Annotated in this window: 24 protein-coding genes and 1 pseudogene; 1 reads left to right on the forward strand and 24 read right to left on the reverse strand. The window is 27.3% G+C overall.

The window, feature by feature from the left end; all coding sequences use genetic code 4:
• Positions 1 to 3 precede the first annotated feature (3 nt).
• The 24 genes and pseudogenes from rpsE to JXZ92_RS03420 form a co-directional block, all read right to left on the reverse strand.
• Positions 4 to 678 (reverse strand): 30S ribosomal protein S5, encoded by a 675-nt coding sequence (rpsE, locus tag JXZ92_RS03305; RefSeq protein ID WP_241007009.1) that lies wholly within the window; start codon positions 676 to 678, stop codon positions 4 to 6.
• 2 nt (positions 679 to 680) lie between these two features.
• Complete coding sequence (gene rplR / locus JXZ92_RS03310; protein ID WP_241007010.1) at positions 681 to 1031, reverse strand: 50S ribosomal protein L18; 351 nt, start codon at positions 1029 to 1031, stop codon at positions 681 to 683.
• Positions 1032 to 1055: 24 nt separating this feature from the next.
• Entirely contained in the window at positions 1056 to 1595 is a 540-nt protein-coding gene (rplF, locus tag JXZ92_RS03315) for a 50S ribosomal protein L6 (RefSeq protein ID WP_205852350.1), read from the reverse strand.
• A gap of 8 nt (positions 1596 to 1603) precedes the next feature.
• Entirely contained in the window at positions 1604 to 1999 is a 396-nt protein-coding gene (rpsH, locus tag JXZ92_RS03320) for a 30S ribosomal protein S8 (protein ID WP_174893184.1), read from the reverse strand.
• A 2-nt stretch (positions 2000 to 2001) separates the two neighbouring features.
• On the reverse strand, positions 2002 to 2187 hold the full coding sequence (locus JXZ92_RS03325; RefSeq protein ID WP_174893033.1) for a type Z 30S ribosomal protein S14: 186 nt from the start codon (positions 2185 to 2187) through the stop codon (positions 2002 to 2004).
• The gene (gene rplE, locus JXZ92_RS03330) at positions 2187 to 2732 is read right to left on the reverse strand and encodes a 50S ribosomal protein L5 (RefSeq protein WP_205852351.1); all 546 of its coding nucleotides are present in this window, start codon (positions 2730 to 2732) and stop codon (positions 2187 to 2189) included. Before rplE ends, JXZ92_RS03325 begins: the two co-directional genes overlap by 1 nt.
• Before the next feature lie 3 nt (positions 2733 to 2735).
• Positions 2736 to 3059, reverse strand: coding sequence for a 50S ribosomal protein L24 (gene rplX / locus JXZ92_RS03335; RefSeq protein WP_205852368.1), 324 nt, complete (start codon positions 3057 to 3059; stop codon positions 2736 to 2738).
• 29 nt (positions 3060 to 3088) lie between these two features.
• On the reverse strand, positions 3089 to 3454 hold the full coding sequence (rplN, locus tag JXZ92_RS03340; protein ID WP_205852352.1) for a 50S ribosomal protein L14: 366 nt from the start codon (positions 3452 to 3454) through the stop codon (positions 3089 to 3091).
• Position 3455: 1 nt separating this feature from the next.
• Positions 3456 to 3725: a 30S ribosomal protein S17 gene (gene rpsQ, locus JXZ92_RS03345; protein WP_241007011.1), complete on the reverse strand. Its 270-nt coding sequence runs from the start codon at positions 3723 to 3725 to the stop codon at positions 3456 to 3458.
• A gap of 2 nt (positions 3726 to 3727) precedes the next feature.
• Positions 3728 to 3922 (reverse strand): 50S ribosomal protein L29, encoded by a 195-nt coding sequence (gene rpmC, locus JXZ92_RS03350; protein ID WP_174893037.1) that lies wholly within the window; start codon positions 3920 to 3922, stop codon positions 3728 to 3730.
• A 2-nt stretch (positions 3923 to 3924) separates the two neighbouring features.
• Positions 3925 to 4344, reverse strand: a complete 420-nt coding sequence (gene rplP / locus JXZ92_RS03355; RefSeq protein WP_174893038.1) for a 50S ribosomal protein L16 — start codon at positions 4342 to 4344, stop codon at positions 3925 to 3927.
• Positions 4344 to 4994 carry a 30S ribosomal protein S3 gene (rpsC, locus tag JXZ92_RS03360; RefSeq protein ID WP_205852353.1) on the reverse strand — a complete coding sequence of 217 codons (651 nt, stop codon included), beginning with the start codon at positions 4992 to 4994 and terminating at the stop codon, positions 4344 to 4346. Before rpsC ends, rplP begins: the two co-directional genes overlap by 1 nt.
• On the reverse strand, positions 4994 to 5335 hold the full coding sequence (rplV, locus tag JXZ92_RS03365) for a 50S ribosomal protein L22 (RefSeq protein WP_241007012.1): 342 nt from the start codon (positions 5333 to 5335) through the stop codon (positions 4994 to 4996). Before rplV ends, rpsC begins: the two co-directional genes overlap by 1 nt.
• Positions 5335 to 5613, reverse strand: a complete 279-nt coding sequence (rpsS, locus tag JXZ92_RS03370; RefSeq protein ID WP_205852354.1) for a 30S ribosomal protein S19 — start codon at positions 5611 to 5613, stop codon at positions 5335 to 5337. Before rpsS ends, rplV begins: the two co-directional genes overlap by 1 nt.
• Entirely contained in the window at positions 5613 to 6458 is an 846-nt protein-coding gene (gene rplB, locus JXZ92_RS03375; protein WP_205852355.1) for a 50S ribosomal protein L2, read from the reverse strand. Before rplB ends, rpsS begins: the two co-directional genes overlap by 1 nt.
• Before the next feature lie 113 nt (positions 6459 to 6571).
• The gene (rplW, locus tag JXZ92_RS03380; protein WP_205852356.1) at positions 6572 to 7039 is read right to left on the reverse strand and encodes a 50S ribosomal protein L23; all 468 of its coding nucleotides are present in this window, start codon (positions 7037 to 7039) and stop codon (positions 6572 to 6574) included.
• Between the two features lie 2 nt (positions 7040 to 7041).
• A complete protein-coding gene (gene rplD, locus JXZ92_RS03385) occupies positions 7042 to 7824 on the reverse strand; it encodes a 50S ribosomal protein L4 (RefSeq protein ID WP_205852357.1) in 783 nt (260 codons plus the stop codon).
• Between the two features lie 182 nt (positions 7825 to 8006).
• Positions 8007 to 8630 (reverse strand): annotated as a pseudogene (rplC, locus tag JXZ92_RS03390) (50S ribosomal protein L3); the annotation flags it as partial.
• 28 nt (positions 8631 to 8658) lie between these two features.
• A complete protein-coding gene (gene rpsJ / locus JXZ92_RS03395) occupies positions 8659 to 8964 on the reverse strand; it encodes a 30S ribosomal protein S10 (protein ID WP_205852359.1) in 306 nt (101 codons plus the stop codon).
• Positions 8965 to 9150: 186 nt separating this feature from the next.
• On the reverse strand, positions 9151 to 9492 hold the full coding sequence (locus tag JXZ92_RS04290; RefSeq protein ID WP_205852360.1) for a thioredoxin family protein: 342 nt from the start codon (positions 9490 to 9492) through the stop codon (positions 9151 to 9153).
• 26 nt (positions 9493 to 9518) lie between these two features.
• A complete protein-coding gene (locus JXZ92_RS03405) occupies positions 9519 to 10238 on the reverse strand; it encodes a hypothetical protein (protein ID WP_205852361.1) in 720 nt (239 codons plus the stop codon).
• A 331-nt stretch (positions 10239 to 10569) separates the two neighbouring features.
• On the reverse strand, positions 10570 to 12228 hold the full coding sequence (locus tag JXZ92_RS03410; RefSeq protein WP_205852362.1) for a ribonuclease J: 1659 nt from the start codon (positions 12226 to 12228) through the stop codon (positions 10570 to 10572).
• Between the two features lie 187 nt (positions 12229 to 12415).
• Positions 12416 to 13171 (reverse strand): GNAT family N-acetyltransferase, encoded by a 756-nt coding sequence (locus tag JXZ92_RS03415; RefSeq protein WP_205852363.1) that lies wholly within the window; start codon positions 13169 to 13171, stop codon positions 12416 to 12418.
• 14 nt (positions 13172 to 13185) lie between these two features.
• Complete coding sequence (locus tag JXZ92_RS03420) at positions 13186 to 16905, reverse strand: hypothetical protein (RefSeq protein ID WP_205852364.1); 3720 nt, start codon at positions 16903 to 16905, stop codon at positions 13186 to 13188.
• Positions 16906 to 17302: 397 nt separating this feature from the next.
• Between JXZ92_RS03420 and JXZ92_RS04305 the strand changes: the two genes are divergently transcribed.
• Complete coding sequence (locus JXZ92_RS04305; RefSeq protein ID WP_374967677.1) at positions 17303 to 17407, forward strand: helix-turn-helix domain-containing protein; 105 nt, start codon at positions 17303 to 17305, stop codon at positions 17405 to 17407.
• Positions 17408 to 17815: the final 408 nt, after the last annotated feature.

Here is a 17815-nt window from a genome sequence, read left to right on the forward strand (position 1 = left end):
TAATTATTTAAAATCCTTTACATCTTTATCTCTAAGTTCTGCAATTTGTTCAGGTGTTCTTAATTGTTTAAGGGCTTTAACTGTTGCTTTAACAATGTTTGCTTTTTTACGTGAACCATATGTTTTTGTAACAATATCTGTGTAACCAGCAAGTTCAACAACTGCACGTACTGCACCAGAAGCGATAAGACCTTTTCCTTTTGGAGCAGGTTTTAACATAACTTTTGATGCTAAGTATTTTGTCATTGGAATTTCGTGTGGAATTGTACCTGTTTTACTATCAAGTGGAACTGTTACTAAATTATTTTTAGCATCTTTGATAGCTTTCTTAATTGAGTCTGGAACTTCGTTTGCTTTCCCGTGACCGTATCCAACTACACCTTTTTTATTTCCAATAACAACAAAGGCTGAGAAACTAAATCTTCTTCCACCTTTAACAACCTTTGTAACACGAGCAATATCGATAACTTTTTCAGTATATTCTGATTCTACTCTTTGACGGTTATTTCTTGTGTTGTTTCTTCTTGGTCCACGACGATTTTGTGTTCTAACTTTATCTGAATTTTCGTTTTGATCATTAGCAACATTTTTTCTTGGTCTAAAAGTTTTTTTAGCAGTAACTTCTTTTGTACCTGTTGTTTCGTTTTGAGTTAAAACTTTTTTATTATCTTTTTCCATAATTAGAATTTAACTCCTTTCGCTCTTACTGATTCAGCAAATGCTTTTACACGACCATGATATAAATATCCACCACGATCAAATACTACTTCTTTAATTCCTAATGAATTAATTTTTTCTCCCATTAATTCACCTAATTTTTCAGCAGCTTTAATGTTACCACCATATGTTTCATCTTTAAGTGTTGAAACTGATGCTAATGTAACTCTTTTTTGGTCATCGATTAATTGTGCATAAAAGTTTTGGTGAGATTTAAAAACGTTTAAACGTGGTTTTGTAGCTGTACCGTTAATTCAGTAACGTGCACGTTGGTGTTTAACTTTTCTAGCTTGATTTCTTGATAATTTTGCCATAATGTTTTAATTAACTTCTTAATATTATTTAGAAGCTGTTTTCCCTTCTTTACGTCTAATTTTTTCACCTTTATATGAAATACCTTTACCTGAGTAAACACTTGGTTTTCTAACTGCTCTAACAATTGAAGCAAAGTGCCCTACGTTTTGTTTATCGATACCAAATACTGAAACTTCTGTTGGTTTTGCAACTGTAACTTTAATGTCACTTGGAATTTCTAATGAATGGATATGGCTATATCCAGCTGATACATCTAGTTTTGAACCTGATAAAACAGCTTTATACCCAACTCCTTTAATTTCTAAATCAATTTTGAAACCTTTTGTAACACCTTCAATCATATTTGAAATATGAGAATTTGTTGTTCCATGTAATTGTTTAGTTGTTTTTTCTTCGTTTGCACGAATTGTTGAAACTTTATTATCTTCTACTTTTACTGTGATTAAATGACTAAATGTTCTTGTTAAAGTACCTAATGGTCCTTTAACTGTAACTGTTGAATTATCTACTGTAACTGTTGCTCCAGCAGGTATTGTTAAAATACGATTTCCTACACGAGACATACAACTACCTATCAAATGTGAGCGATAATTTCACCACCCACTTTTGCCTCTCTAGCTTGTGTTCCTGTCATTAATCCTTTTGATGTAGAAATGATAACTGTTCCATATCCTGACATAATTGTTGGAATTTCAAGAGTTTTTACATAAACTCTAAGACCTGGTTTTGAGATTCTTTTAATCCCAACAATAGCAGGTTGATTTTTCTTGTATTTTAATGTAACTACTAATTCTTTTGATGTACCTTCACCTTTAACTTCATAAGATGAAATATAACCTTCTGAGTGAACCACTTTTAAAATTTCTTCTTTTTTTGTTGAATAAGGCATTGAAACTGTTTTGTGTTTTCTAATATTCGCGTTTTTAATACGAACTACTAAATCTGAAATTGGATCTGTAATAAACATAATTATCAACTCGCTTTCTTCACACCTGGAATTTTACCTTCATGCGCAAGGTTTCTAAAACAGATACGACATATTTTATATTTTCTTAATACTGCATGTGGACGTCCACATAATTCACAACGTGTATATGCACGTGATGAAAATTTTGGTTCGCGTTTCGCCTTAACTATTAATGCTTTTCTCGCCATTATTTAGCTCCTTTTTTTTCAAATGGTACACCTAATGATTCTAATAATGTTCTTGCTTCTTCGTTTGTTTTAGCTGTAGTTACTACAAGAACATCTAACCCTTTAATACGACGAATTTTATCAAATTCGATTTCTGGGAAAATAATTTCTTCTTTAATACCTAAAGCAAAATTCCCTCTACCATCAAATGCTTTAGGGTTTGCTCCACGAAAATCACGAATACGTGGCATTGCAACATTTATTAATTTATCTAAAAATTCTCACATTCTATCTCTACGTAGTGTAACTTTTCCACCCATAGCCATTCCTTCACGAAGTTTTCATGAAGCGTTAGATTTTTTAGCTTTTGTTTCGAATGGTTTTTGTCCTGAAATTAATGTTAATTCATTTAAAACTTCTTCGATTGCTTTTGAATTTGAAACTTCTTTACCAGCTGTCATGTTTAATACAACTTTTTCAATTCTAGGTACTTGCATTGATGAAGAGTAGTTGTATTTTTCTTTAAGAGCCGGAACTGCTTTTTCTAAATAAATTTGTTTTAACATATACTACACTTCCTTTTGAGTTTTTCTAGCAACTCTTACTTTTTTACCGTTTTTATTAATTTTATATCCTAGTTTTGAAGTTTGTTGTTTACTTGTTTTACTTGATTTTTTCACTAAATAAGCTACGTTTGATGCATGAATTGGAGCAGCCATTTCTGTTATAGAACCGTCTTGATTTTGTTGTGTTGGTTTGTTGTGTTTTGTAACGATATTTACATCTTTAACGATAACTCTATTTGTTTTGTGGAATATTTTTTCAATAACTCCAATTTTCCCTTTTTCTTTACCAGCAATTACAATAACTTGGTCGTCTTTTTTAAATTTAATTTTTGTCATAATTTAATTTTCCTTTACTACTATAATACTTCTGGTGCTAAAGAAACAATTTTAGGGAATTTTTCTCTAATTTCACGAGCAACTGGTCCAAAAACACGAGTTCCACGTGGTGTTAAATCTTCTTTAAGAATAACAACTGCGTTATCATCAAATTTAATATATGAACCGTTTGTACGGTGAATACCATATTTTGAACGCACAACTACCGCTTTAACAACTTGACCTTCTTTTACCATACCGTTAGGTAAAGCTTTTTTTACTGAACAAACTATAATATCACCAATTTTAGCAACTTTTTTCTTTGATCCACCTAATACACGAATTACACCTATTGTTTTTGCACCTGAGTTATCAGCTACATTTGCTCTTGATAATTCTAAAATCATATTAGTTGTTTCCTTCGATAGCAGATTCTTTTACTGATACTAATCTAAAGTGTTTTGTTCTTGAAAGTGGTCTTGTTTCCATAATAACAACAATATCGTTTAATTTAGCAACTTCATTTTCGTCATGTACTGCAAATCTTTTAGTTGATTTGTAACGTTTTGAATAAAGTGGGTGTTTTTTGTATGTGTCAACAGCAACAATAATTGTCTTAGCACTTTTACCTGCTGAAACAACTTTACCTGTTAAAGTTTTTCTTGTATTTCTTTCCATAATTATTTATTCTCCTTTTTGGCATTTAATGCTGTAAGAGTTTTAGCAATATCTGTTCTTAAAAGTTTAATTTTGTGTGTATCTCTTAAATCACCAGTAACGTTTCTATATCTAAGTGTGAATAATTCTGCTTTTAATTTTAAAGTTAATTCTTCAAGCTCTTTTGTTGATTTTTCTAATAAATCTTTGTAACTCATAATTATTCATCTCCTTTTCTTTGAACTATTTTTCATTTAACAGGTAATTTGTGACCAGCTAAACGAAGAGCGTCACGCGCAATTTCTTCACTAACACCACCAACTTCAAACATCATTGTGTTAACTTTTACTGCTGTATATCATAATTCTGGAGCACCTTTTCCTGAACCCATACGAACACCGATAGGTTTAGATGTTTTAGAAAAGTGTGGGAAGATTCTAATAATAACTTGACCTTCACGACCCATTCTACGTGTTGCTGCAATACGTGCTGATTCTATTTGACGAGCTGTAACTCATGCTGATGTAACTGCTTGCAATCCGAATTCACCGAATGCAACAGTGTTTCCTTTTGTAGCTTTTCTTTTGTCGTGTCTAACAACAAAAGGTTTTCTATATTTAGTTCTTTTAGGTTGTAACATTATTTTTTACCTCCTAAAATTTCTCCAAGTGAAACTCAAACTTTAACACCAATAGCTCCATATGTTGTTCTAGCTGTTGCTGTTGCGTATTCTACATTTTGTCTTAATGTATGAAGTCTCATTTCTCCTTCAGAATAACCTTCTGAACGAGCCATATCAACTCCGTTTAAACGACCGCTAACCATAGTTTTAATACCTTTAGCACCTGCTTTTAAAGCAGCTCTAATAGCAATTTTTTGTGCTTGACGGAAGCTTTCACGGTTTTCTAATTTTGTTGCAATCATTTCTGCAAGTAATCTTGCGTTTAAGTCATAATTTTTTAATTCTATAACTTGTAATTTTAAATTAAGATTTTTATTTTTAACAAATTTTTGAACCTTAACTGTTAATTCTTGAATGTTCTTACCTTCTTGACCTAACATTGCTGCAGGTTTAACTGTGTGTAAGTTAACTGTCACTTTGTTATCTTTAGTTCTTTTTATTTCAACTTTTCCGATTTGGTATTCACGTACTAATTTATCAAAGAATTTATAAATTTTAGCATCTTCAACTAAATATGATCCGAAATTATCTTTATCTGCAAATCATGTTGAATTATGGTTTTTTGAAACTCCGTAACGGAATCCATTTGGATTAACTTTTTGTCCCATTAGTTTCTCTCCTCTAATACTATTGATAAATTTGATGTACGTTTTAAAATTGAATAAGCTCTACCTTGACTTCTTGGTTGGAATCTTTTAAGTGTTGGACCTTCATTTACATAAACTTCTTTTACGAATAATTTTGATGCGTTCATTCCGTGGTTGTTTGTTGCGTTAGCAACTGCTGAATTAAGTAATTTAAGGAAAATTGGTGCTGATTTTTTAGATGTATTTTCTAAAAGACCTAAAGCAACATTAACATCTTTTCCTCTGAATAAGTTAGCAACCAATTTTGCTTTAGATGAACTTACTCTTTGTAATTTTACATGTGCTTTTGCTTGTTGTGCCATTATTTCTTCTTACCTTTATCTGCACCATGACCTGAAAATGTTCTTGTAGGTGCAAATTCCCCTAATTTATGTCCAACCATATCATCTGTTACGTAAACTTCGATAAATTTATTTCCGTTATGAACTGCGAATGTTAAACCAACGAAACTTGGGAAGATTGTTGAACGTCTTGATCAAGTTTTAATTGGTTTTTTAGGTGCGTTCCCTTCGACAATAGCATCTACTTTTTTAAGTAAATGATCATCTGCGAATGGACCTTTTTTAAGACTACGTGCCATTATTTAGCATCCTTTCTTCTTCTTAAAATAAGTTTATTTGAAGATTTTTTAGTTTTTCTTGTTTTAACTCCAAGAGCTTTTTTACCTCAAGGTGTAAGTGGGGCTTTACGTCCAACAGGTTGTTTACCTTCCCCTCCACCATGTGGGTGATCTACAGGGTTCATAACTGAACCACGAACTGTAGGTCTGATTCCTTTATGTCTATTGATTCCAGCTTTACCTACGTTAACAAGTGAATGTTCTTCGTTACCAACAACACCAATTGTTGCACGACAACGAGCTAATACACGACGTGTTTCTCCTGATTTAAGTCTAAGAACAACGTATTTTCCATCGTCATCTTTACCAAGTAATTGAGCTGATGTTCCAGCACTACGTGCTATAATACCACCACCTCCTGGTTGCATTTCGATGTTGTGTACAAATGTACCTTCAGGAATGTTAGATAATGGAAGTGCGTTCCCAACAACGATATCAACATTTTCTCCTGAAATAACTTTTTGACCTAAAACTATTCCTTTAGGTGTTAATATATATCTTTTTTCTCCATCAGCATATGCTAATAAACTAATGTTAGCTGAACGGTTTGGATCATATTCAATAGTTTTAACAATAGCTGGGATATTATCTTTATTACGTTTAAAATCTACAAGTCTGTAAAATCTTTTTACACGTCCTCCGTGATGTCTAACAGTTATTTTACCTTGGTTATTACGCCCTGCATGATATTTTAGATTAACTAAAAGTGATTTTTCAGGTGCATGACCAGATAAGTTTTGTCTGAAATCAAGAGAAGACATATTTCTACGACCATTTGTAGTTGGCTTATAATGTTTAATTGCCATAATTGTCTTTTCTCCTTTGCTTAAAAATAGTGCGGAATTTCTTTTAAGCAATATTTTAATCCGCTTTTATTTATATTTTTGTTTAAATTAAATAACTAAAGTTCATCGGAGAACTATTCTCCACCAACTTTACGTTTTGTTGTTGTTTTTGCTTTAACAGTTGCTTTTTTTGTTGCAACTTGTTTTTTAGATGCTAATTTTTTAGCTACTTTATTTTCAACGTCTTTTGCTTTTGCTTCTTTTGCTTTTTTAGCTTCTTTTGCTTCTTCAGAAACTATTTGTGCTTTTTCTTCATCATCACTTGGAATATAGTTAATTGATTGACCTTCTACTAATTTAACCATAGCTTTTTTGTAACGATTTGTAAATCCGTGGAAACGACCAACACTTTTTGGTTGTTTTTCGACTTTAATTGTTCTAACAGACGCTACTTTTACACCAAAAATTGTTTCAATAGCTTCTTTGATTTGATATTTATTAGCAGCGTAGTCAACTTTAAAAACAAATGTTGATTGTGTTGTTCTTAAAACATCAGTTTTCTCTGTTAAAATTGGTGATTTAATTACTTGAGTTAATTCCATGATTATTTAGCCTTTCTTTCCAAAAGCTCTAAGCTTTGTTTTGAAATGATCATTACATCTGCACCAACTATTTCTTCAACAGTTAATGAATTAGCTTTAGTTGTAGCAACATTTGGTAAATTTTTAGCTGATTTAAATACGTTGTAATCTTCATTTACTACTAATACGTGTCTTAAATCATTTACATTAAGTTCAACTAATTTATTAACTAAATCTTTTGTTTTGATTGAGTTTAATGTTAAGTCATCAACAATAACTGCATTGTCTTGTGATAATAATGTAAGTGCTGATACAAAAGCGTTGTATTTAACTTTTTTATTTACTTTAAGTGAATAATTTTTATTTGATTGAGGCCCAAAAGCTCTACCACCACCTACTCAAATTGGTGAACGCATAGAACTGTGACGTGCTCTACCTGTACCTTTTTGTCTTCATGGTTTTTTACCACTTCCACTAACTTCGGCACGATTTTTAACTTGGTGTGTACCTTGTCTTCTTGATGCTCTTTCTGATAAAATTGTGTCAAAAATAGCTTGTTCATAGATTTTTTCACTTTGGAATAACGCTTTAGGTAATTTAACTTCTGATTTTAATACTTTTTTAACTACTTTTTTAGTTGTTGTAGTTGTTTTTACTTCTTTTTCTTTTTTTGCTACTACTTTTTTTGTTTCTGTTTTTTTAGCAGCAGGTTTTTTAGTTGTTGTAGTTGTTTTTTTAGCAGCAGGTTTTTTAGTTGTTTTTGTTGTAGTTTCTTTTTCTACTTTAGCTTTTTTTGTTTCTGCCATAACTATTTATCCCCTTCTTGAGCTTCTTTAGCTTCTGCTTCTTCTATTAATGCTTTTAATTCTGATGAATGCATTCCAACTGTAACTTCAATATTGTGTTTTTTAGCTTGTTCAATTAATTCATTTAATAATTGAACTTCTTGAACATCAACAAGTTTAACACCTTCGTGAGCTGGAAGACCTTTAACAGCTTCTTTAACAACTATATATGACTTTTTAGGTCCAGGAATTGATCCTTTAACTAAAATTAAATTATTTTCTAAATCAACTTTTACAACTTCTAAGTTTTGCACAGTGGTTTTTACATTACCTAAATGACCTGGCATTGTCATACCTTTGAAAACTCTGTTTCCTGCGATATCTCCAAGTGATCCTGTTTGTCTTACTGGTTGTGATCCACCACCACCACCGTGTGATTTAGGTCCAATGTGTTGGTTGTGTCTTTTAATTGTACCAGCAAAACCTTTTCCTTTAGATGTACCTGTAACATCAACAAGTTCACCAACTTTAAATATGTCAGCTTTAATTGTGTCTCCAAGTTCGAAACCTGACATTTCACGAACTTCTTTTACGAAGCGCTTAGGTGTTGTTTTAGCTTTAGCAAACTGACCGCTATCTGGCTTATTAACACGGTTAGCTTTTTGTTCAAATACGGCAAGTTGTGTGGCAACATAACCGTTTTTGTCGTTTGTTAAAACTTTAGTAACAACATTTGGTTGTACTTCTATTACAGTAACAGGTATTCTTAAACCTGTTTCGGTGTAAATTTGAGTCATACCAACTTTACGTCCTAAGATTCCTTTCATTTTTTCTCCTTAAAAATTTTAATTTAAATTATTTAACTTTAATTTGAATTCCTACACCAGCAGGTAATTCTAATCTGTTTAATTTGTCAGTAACTTCACTATTAGCGTTTTCAACAACTACTAATCTTTGATGAGTTCTACTTTCAAATTGTTCACGACTTGGTTTGTTAACGTGAACTGATCTTAAAATTGTGATTTCATCTCTTTTAGTTGGTAATGGAATTGGTCCACTAACTTTAGCTTTAAGTTCTTTTAACAATAAATAAACTTTTTTAGCTCCTTCATCAACTAATGTATGATCAAACCCTTTAATTTTAATGTTTAGTTTGCTCATGTTGTCTCCTTTTGTTCTTTTGAACAATAACTCACTATAAAAACCTAGATAATACCTCAACAACTTTGTATTACTAGCAACCTTATAGATCTACGTTATAGTTGCTTTATAATTATATAATAAAAACCGAAAAATAGAAATCATTTTTTTCGGTTTTTAATTTTAACAACTGTTCTCGGTGTATCATTATGCAATTCTTTTGTCTATTCAATCCTCTAGAACTTCTTCTGGGACGTATTCAAAACCTTTTTCAACTATTTCGTCTCCTTTTAATAATATAGTTGTAGGAACCTTTAAAACTCTTCATTTAGTATTAGGGTCTCTAAAAAGTTTTGCTTCTTCAGCGTCAACATTTATAAATTCAACTTGATTATTTCCTTCAAATTTATTTGCAACTCCGTTGAAAACGGGTTTCATCATTTTACAATCTGTACATCATTCAGTTGTAAAAGTTAAAAAAGTTAATTTATCTGTATCTTTATTTTTAATTAATTCTTGAGCTTCTGCTCAATTCATTTTTTTAATCATTTTTTCTCCTTTTATTAATTATTAAATTAATCTTGAAAATCAAATTCATCTAGCCAATCTTTTTCGTGATTATATTCTTTCTCTTCAGATAATTTTATTGTTATCGGTGTATGTCTATTTTCGATATTATAATCAAACTCTTCAGTCTTTGATTTTAAGTCATTATATCAAAAATAAAAATCTTCAACTACCTTTGAATCAGTTTTTTTTAAAATTATTTTTTCTAATTTTGAATAACTTAAATTTTTAAAATCTAAAACAAAATGTCTAGCTGCATAAAATAAAAAATCATAATAATCTTTTACCCTTTTAGTGTATATAAAATCATTATTTTCGTTTTTTAAAAACCTTACTTTTTCGCTTAATGTTATTTTTTTATTACTAAATAATTGGCGAAATTTAATGTTTGTCAAATGAGAAAAAATAGAAAATATAATTAAAGCTAAAGCGAAAATAGGTAAAATCGGAGATAAAAAAGGTATATACAAAATATTTATTAAGGTATCAAAAAAAACTCCTATATTATTTCAAACTGAAACATTATCAATTGTAAAATAATCTTTTTTGCTTAACCCAAACTTTTTTCATCACCCTTCGGTAAAAATTAAAGATAAATTTTTAGGTTGAAAAGAAAAATTTTCAATAGTCAAAAAATGTATAACTAAATGATCTAAAAGTGTAGCTGCTACAAAAAAGTATATTATTGAAGAGTAAATTTTATATCTTAATTCTCCGATTCGAATCATATTAATTCTACTAAAATAGAAAATTATTTTATTTTCATTAAAATTAAAATAAATTTCAAAACAAAAAACTATTGTAAAACCAACGAATAGAAATATAATAGTATTGCCGAATAAAAGTCCAAAACTATAAATATAAAATCAATTTAAAATTTCGGGTAAAACATTTGTGTTAAACAGAAGAAAAAAAGCAAAAAGCAAAATAAACAATACTATCCCTATAGTAAGTTTTATTTTGCTAATTTTTTTGTAAAATACTTCCCTATTATTGTTACTATTTAACGCCTCTAAATAAGGCATTTTAAGTAAATTTAATAATTTATTTTTTAACATTTTAATTTACCTGTGTAAGAGTGAAGGCTACCATCGGATCTTTATCTGTTAATTTGAATATTTTTTTTCTTATAGTTTTTCTAACTCTTTCGTTTAACTCTCTCATATTAGCGTATTCTTTGCTAGAAATCAAATCAATAATTATATCTTTTATTAATCTATCAAATTTAGAGTATTCATCACTATTTATTACACCAACATAATTAATATGCAATTTACCAATTATTTTCTTTGTCTTAGGTGAATATAAAGAATTAATAATAACAACACCATCACGACCTAAAACTTCTCTCTCAGCGAGAACTTCTGAAGAAATATCTCCAACCCCAAAACCATCTATAATAGTATCGCCAATTTCCTTTATTCTACCGTTATGAGAAATTAATTTTCCGTTTTCAAAATGTGCAATTTTACCATTTAAAAGCACAATTGAATTTGTATTTTTGTTTTCTGTTTGTAAATAATCACAAATGTCAACTAAATACCTATATAAACCTTGTGCAGGTATAAAATAATTTGGCTTTAAATTTTTAATTAAACTAAAAATATCCTCTCTTGATGGTCTACAATAAAAATACTCATTTTCTGGAACATCAATTAAATTAGAAGTGACTTTAGCAATTTCATCTAATGTTTGAGCCGCTTCGGATTCTAAACCGTTCACTGGGGGCGCCATCATAATTACAGTATCTTGTTTATTAATTTTCATATAAACATCATCATTAGAAACTATCCTAACAAAACGAGAATATAATCTCTCAATAGAACCTGTAACTAAAACAACAGCATTATCTGTTTTGTTTATCAATTTATAATCTAATATTTCAGGGAATTGATATTCTGGGTACCCTTTTTCTAAGAATTGCTTAGTTAAAAATAGTATGTCTGCATAATTCTTACCATAAGGAATAATTGGTCTATTATACTTTTTAGCAAGTTCAATTACTTGTTGTAATGTAGCAACATCTTCGGAATATGCACCAATAACAATCCTGCTTTTTGAATTAGATTTTTTAAATGATTCTTCAATATATTTTGGCAATTTTATTTTATCAATGGCTTTACCGTTTGTTTTTGATCTTCCAGCATCACTAATTATTGCGTTTAATTTACGCTTTCCGAATGCTTTAGATAGATGGTAAAATCAAGTTTTACCAAAAATTCCTAAATCACCTTCAACATAGTTAAACATAAACAAATAATCACCTGACTTAGTTATAAAATCAAAACCTAAATTTCCTGGGGTTGAACCAGGAAGAGATATAGGTTGAACAACAATTGAACCTATTTTAGTTCTTTCTGTAATTGTTTTTATTTGAAATTTATCTAATTTTATATTGTATTTTTGAAGTCTTTCTTGAATAAAATGTTTATTTAAGAAAGAAGTATAAATTCTAGCATTTGGCACTTTCATTAGTAATCAAGGAAGAGCGGAAAAACTTTCATTTCTAATATCCGTAATGAAAATTCCTTTAATTTTATCTTTATTTTTTTCTAAAAAAGTAAAGTCAGGTATTAATGTATCAACACCATTTTTTGAATTAATAGGAATTTTTACACCTGAATTAATTATGTATAAATCATCATTATAACTAAAAACGTAACTGTTTTTTCCGTTCTCGTCTTGACCACCTAATGCAAAAATTTTAACATTTTCCATTTTTGTCATCTCCTTATTTTTAATAACGGAATATATTTCTTAATTATAACAAACTATTGCTTATTTTTTTATATAAAAACACAAAACAATTATTTTTAACTATTTTGTGTGTTCAATTTCATATCACAATTAAAAAGTATATAAATAAAAAGCAAATAAATTGCTTTTTAATATTTATTCTATTAATTTATTTATTATTTTTTCTTCAATATGTTATCAGAGTGTGTTTTGTTTCAAAACCCATCTTTCCATAGAAGCGACCTATTTTATCTTCCGTAAAATATAAAAGTGATTTTTTTCCCATATTCATAAGGGTTGTAACTAATTGCAATGTTAAATGAGTTGCTAAACCTTGTCTTCTATGTTTTTCATTTGTTGCTACACCCCAAATAACACCAAAATCTTCTGTTTGATAAACACAACTTGCGTTTGCAACAATTTGTCCATTTTTATCCCTAATAATAAACCCTAATATATTTTCTTGGTATGTTTCTTTTCAAACTTTAATTGAAGCGGGGTAAAAATCTTCATCATATAAGAATTGTACTGACTCTTCAAAATTGTCTTTATCAACAGCTTCTAAAAAATATTTATCACTCAAACGTTGAATTATAGGAAATGTTTTTTTATTATAAACCGAAATTCCTTGTTGGTTTGATGAAAAATTTAATAATTTTAACTTTTGTTCTACTTTTGGGTCAAAAATTGTGTTCTCTCCGATATTAATGCTTCTAATATCATTGGATTCAATCAAGTCTATAATTTCATCTTTTATTATTGTTGTAAATGATTGATTGATAACTCATATTTTTTTGCCCAGTTTATCAATATACATAGGAATATCATTTATAAACTCGAAAGCACTATCACCCTTTTTATCATGAATGTATGATAGGAAATTATTACAAACGGCGTCATCTAGTAAGATATCTTTTAATTTCAACTTGACTCCTTATTTTATTTTGTAATTATATCACTATATTTTTGATTCATATCAATATCTAATTTTTCTAATTTATATATTGGTTTTTTAATATTATTCACTTTATATCATTTTTTGTAAAAATCACACAATTTTTGTAAATAATCATCTTTCTTATTTTCGGATTTTTTTATATCGATAGTGTCGAAAATTTCATAAACATCCGACAAGTCTACACTAAAACATTTTTTAGTTTCCCTAAGTAAAAACGAAGCGTTAATCTTACGTGCAAACAAGTGGTCAATTTCAAAACAAGCATTAGTGTTTTTTACTCCATAATTAATTTTAGAAGGAATAACAAATGAATTTGGCTTATTCATTATATATCCATCATATATTAATTGTTCTAGCAATTTGTAAATAGAGTCTTTTTCCTTGGTTGCATTCTTAATTTGTTCAGAGAATTTTGTTCCTGCTTCTTTATTAATCATATTTTGAGTATCATGTGATTTAGTCATATTGTGTTTATGATTTAAATTGTGTTCATCTAAAAATCTTAAAGAGTGTTTTTTAACAAATGATTCAATTGCATTTTGAACTTTTTCATTTAATTTATCATTAAATAATTTGTCTAATATATTTTCGTTTTCCTTTTTGTTTTTATTAAAATAATTAAAAACAAAATAAAGTATAAATTTAAATTTATTTAAGTATTTTTTATTAGAAAAACTTTTTAATATTTTTTCTTTAATAAGATCATCCAACTCATTAGTATCATATTGATCAAAATTCTTTTCTAACATAATTTCTTCGTCTAAATATAATAAATCTTTAATTATCATTCTAGCAAAAGTATTTTTAATTTCAACTTTACCACTCATGTATTCGATATATTTATTTTTTACTTTAATATTTCTAGTAATATCTTCGAATGATTCTATATCTTTCTTATCTAATAAGGAAATATTAATTTTATGATTTTCTAAATATTTATTCGCGATTAAATATACAAAATAGTATTTAAAGAATGTAAATCTAGTTAGCGAATTTTTAACAAGTTTATCTCTTTTGTAAGGATTAAAATAGTTTGAAAAACCGTGTACTAAATAGTCTGAAATCATATCTATTTCAGCATCTGTTTTATAATTATGTTTATTGTGAATAATTAGTGCTTTTCCTCCGTTTTTATGTAAGTTAAATGATTTGTTTTCATTGAAATTATTTGATGTAAAAATTAAATGACTTTCTATACCTGCTCATAAATTAACAAATTCATCTAAATAAACATTTTTATATTCATATTTATTTACTTTTTCTTCATCTTCATTTATTCCGCATGATTTACATATTTTTTCTTTATTGGTTATTAATGATAATAAATCTTTCTTAGATTTCTTGTTAGATTTTGATTCTTCATTATTATTCGGATTTTCTTTTTTGTTCAATAATATTGGGGATTTTTTTATTAAATTATCTTTTCGTTTCAAGTGTAATAAATGGTTAAGTTTCGAGATATTATCTATAAGTAAACTTTGATCTTCTAGCACCTTTTTAACAAGTAAATGTTTTGTTATTGATTCAAAATTGTTAACTTCATTTAAAATGATGTTAATTTCTTTTCAATTTAAAAAGTAGCTAATGTAGTTGTCTACTATTTTTTCAATTTCTTTACTTTGTATTAAATCAAATTGTGGAAAAATAGTGTTTGATATTTTCTTGCTTTGAGAAGTAGTTATTTTGTTAACTATTTTTTTAGAAATAACGCTTTTATCTATTTCGTTAAAGTCGTTTTTAATATCAATAATATTATCAAATGATCTTATTTTAAATTGTCCATCTAAAACACCTGAGTTAACTACATAAATAAATGTTATTTTTTTATCATTAGTTTTTAAATTTAGAAGACTATTCATTTCAAATAATTTATGAAAAAGATTTTCCATATTTTCTTTATTCTTTTTATTTATATCTTCAAATATTATTATTTTTTTATTAGATTGAAGAATTATATCTACGATAACGTCAACGTTAGCATCCAAGAATGTAGAATCATTATGCAAGTTAACTTCGTTACCCTTTATTTTAATAGATTTAAATCTCCATAAATTCTTTTGGAATAGGTATAAAACTGTAAAAATAGTTATAAACAAGAATGATAATGTTAATGATAAAAATATAATATTATATAGTAAATTAACCTTAATTTGAGCTATAAACGAATTGAAGTTAAGATCAATTTTATAGAATAATCTTAAAGCAAACGGAAAGATAAGGATTGATAAAATAATAGCAAGAAACACTGATAAAATAACTCTATTTTTACCTTTCTTTTTATTAATTAAAATATTACCAATAAAACGATTATTATCTAATTGATACATAATTTGTCTTACTAGGCTTTTTTCAAATAATGTATCGTTTGCTTCGATGTTATTAATATTAGTAAAACTAATTTTTATATAATCATTTTGATTTTTATTTTTTAAAAATGAATTCAAAATACTACTTTTACCAGATAATTGTTCTCCAGTAATTAAAATGTTTTTAACATTTTCTTCTTCAACTTCACTAGCTATTTTACTTGCATAGTATGAAATTTCATCATCGTCAATACTTTCAACATGTTTAATATCATCTTCTGTTATATTAAGTTTTGAATTTTTTGAATTGATTTTTTTACTTGAAAAACTATCATTTTTAAACATAAAACTAATTAGTTCATCAAATGACCATTGTAAATCTTCTAGTTCAATTGGTTCAAACGGAAAAACAAAAGATTTTAGTCTTAAATTTTCATCTTCTTCTAATATTAAGTTTGGATCAATATAATTAAATTTACTAAATTCAATATTTTCACTTTGAATATTATTGCCGTCATTTTCTAAAATATTGTTTTTTTCTTTGTCATAAATATTTTCTAACGAATTTCTAAAGTCAACAACTAAATTAATTCAATGAGTATTTATGAGTAAATCTAAATTAATAAGCAATTTATTAACCACATAAAATTTAAATTTATAATCATTACGTTCTTGATTTTTAGCTAAATAATTTCTCATAAATAAGCTTTTATTTTTAAAACGCTTATCTGGTAGAATCTGTTTATTTTTTTTATGTTCAGCGTCAACTATTGAAAAACTTTTTGCTTTTTTATATATTTTTATAAGGTTTTTGTTATTTTCTTCTTCTATTTCGCTTATTTTAGCTTTATCATTTTCGTTTTTTTCAATTTCTTCATTTTTCAAAATAGTAGTAGCGTCTAACCCAACTTGTTTTTCTAAAAATAAAATAAAAGTACTAATTACTATGTCATCTTCCACAATGTTTTCATCTACCATTTTTATTGCTAGTATAGTTATTTTTAAAAGATCATATTCATTTTTGATTAGATTTTCTAAATCCCGGGAATACAATTTCTTAATAATATTTGAGCAATTTTGACATTCAATTTTATAGTCTTTATGTTTGTTAATTTTAATGTTTATATATCACTCATAACATGAATTTCAATCAATTTCACCTTTTTTATTATTATCATTAGCTTTTTTAATTTTTAATTTTTTTAAATTTCTTAGTTTGGCATATATTAATTTTTCGAACAATCTAGTTAAAATTTTATTATTTATGAACTCACTCTTTTTATTACTTTCTTTAATACAAAATCTTAAAAAATAAAATCAATTCAACCATAAATTTCCTAGTAAAACTTTAATTTTATTCTTATCATTTTTATCCATCATTTTATTATTACTCATAATTAAATTATACTATAATTAACATTTTAAATATTGCTTCAATTTTTGTTTAAATATATTATCTATTACACTTTTTTGGATATATTTAATATAAAAAACTAAATTTATACTTTTGAATTTCATTTAACTTACGCAAAGTTTACACTTAATTTAATAATTCCACCAAATTTAACATTTTGGTTGAATCAATATAAAAAACTCAAAATAGTTTTGTAACTATTTTGAGTTGCTAAATTGTAATTTCAAGTGCAACACAATTTATATAAAATATAATTGTGGAGCACATGAAATTTTTTAATAAAAAAATGGCTCTACACGAACCGAGGAACCATATGAATTATACAACAAAAATTACAATCAAATTACTAAAGAAGAAAGATTTTTTATACAAAATAGTATTCAAAATAACTTTTCTTTACGAAGTATCGCTAGAAGTTTAAGAAGAAATGTTTCTTTGATTTCAAGAGAAATAAGAAAAAATTGTGATTATTATGGTAATTAAAATTTTTTAATCGCAGAGGAAAAAAGGTTGAGAAGAAAATCGCATAAATATCTTTTTTAGATTCGATGTTAATTTTAAATTCGAAGAATTTAGCAATTATTTTAAGAAAAAATATGATAAAAATTTCACGGTGTTAAGGCTACATATAATTATGTAAAAAGTAAATGCAATAATATTTTAATACCATCTATAAAAACTATTTTTAATTGACTTAAAACTAATAAATGAATTATAACCAGAAAAAATAGATTAAGATCTTACTATAAAAAAGGCGGAAAGCGGCAATCTTCTGTAATAAGTAGACTCATTAAAAGTGCTGAATACGTATTATCAATATGGGCTAGACCTAAAGAAGTCGATTTAAGACTAGTATTTGGACATTGGGAAGCAGACTTAATATTAGGTAAA

It is taken from the genome of Mycoplasma sp. CSL10137 (assembly GCF_017116845.1).
In the GTDB taxonomy this organism is placed as follows: domain Bacteria; phylum Bacillota_I; class Bacilli_A; order Mycoplasmatales; family Metamycoplasmataceae; genus Mycoplasmopsis.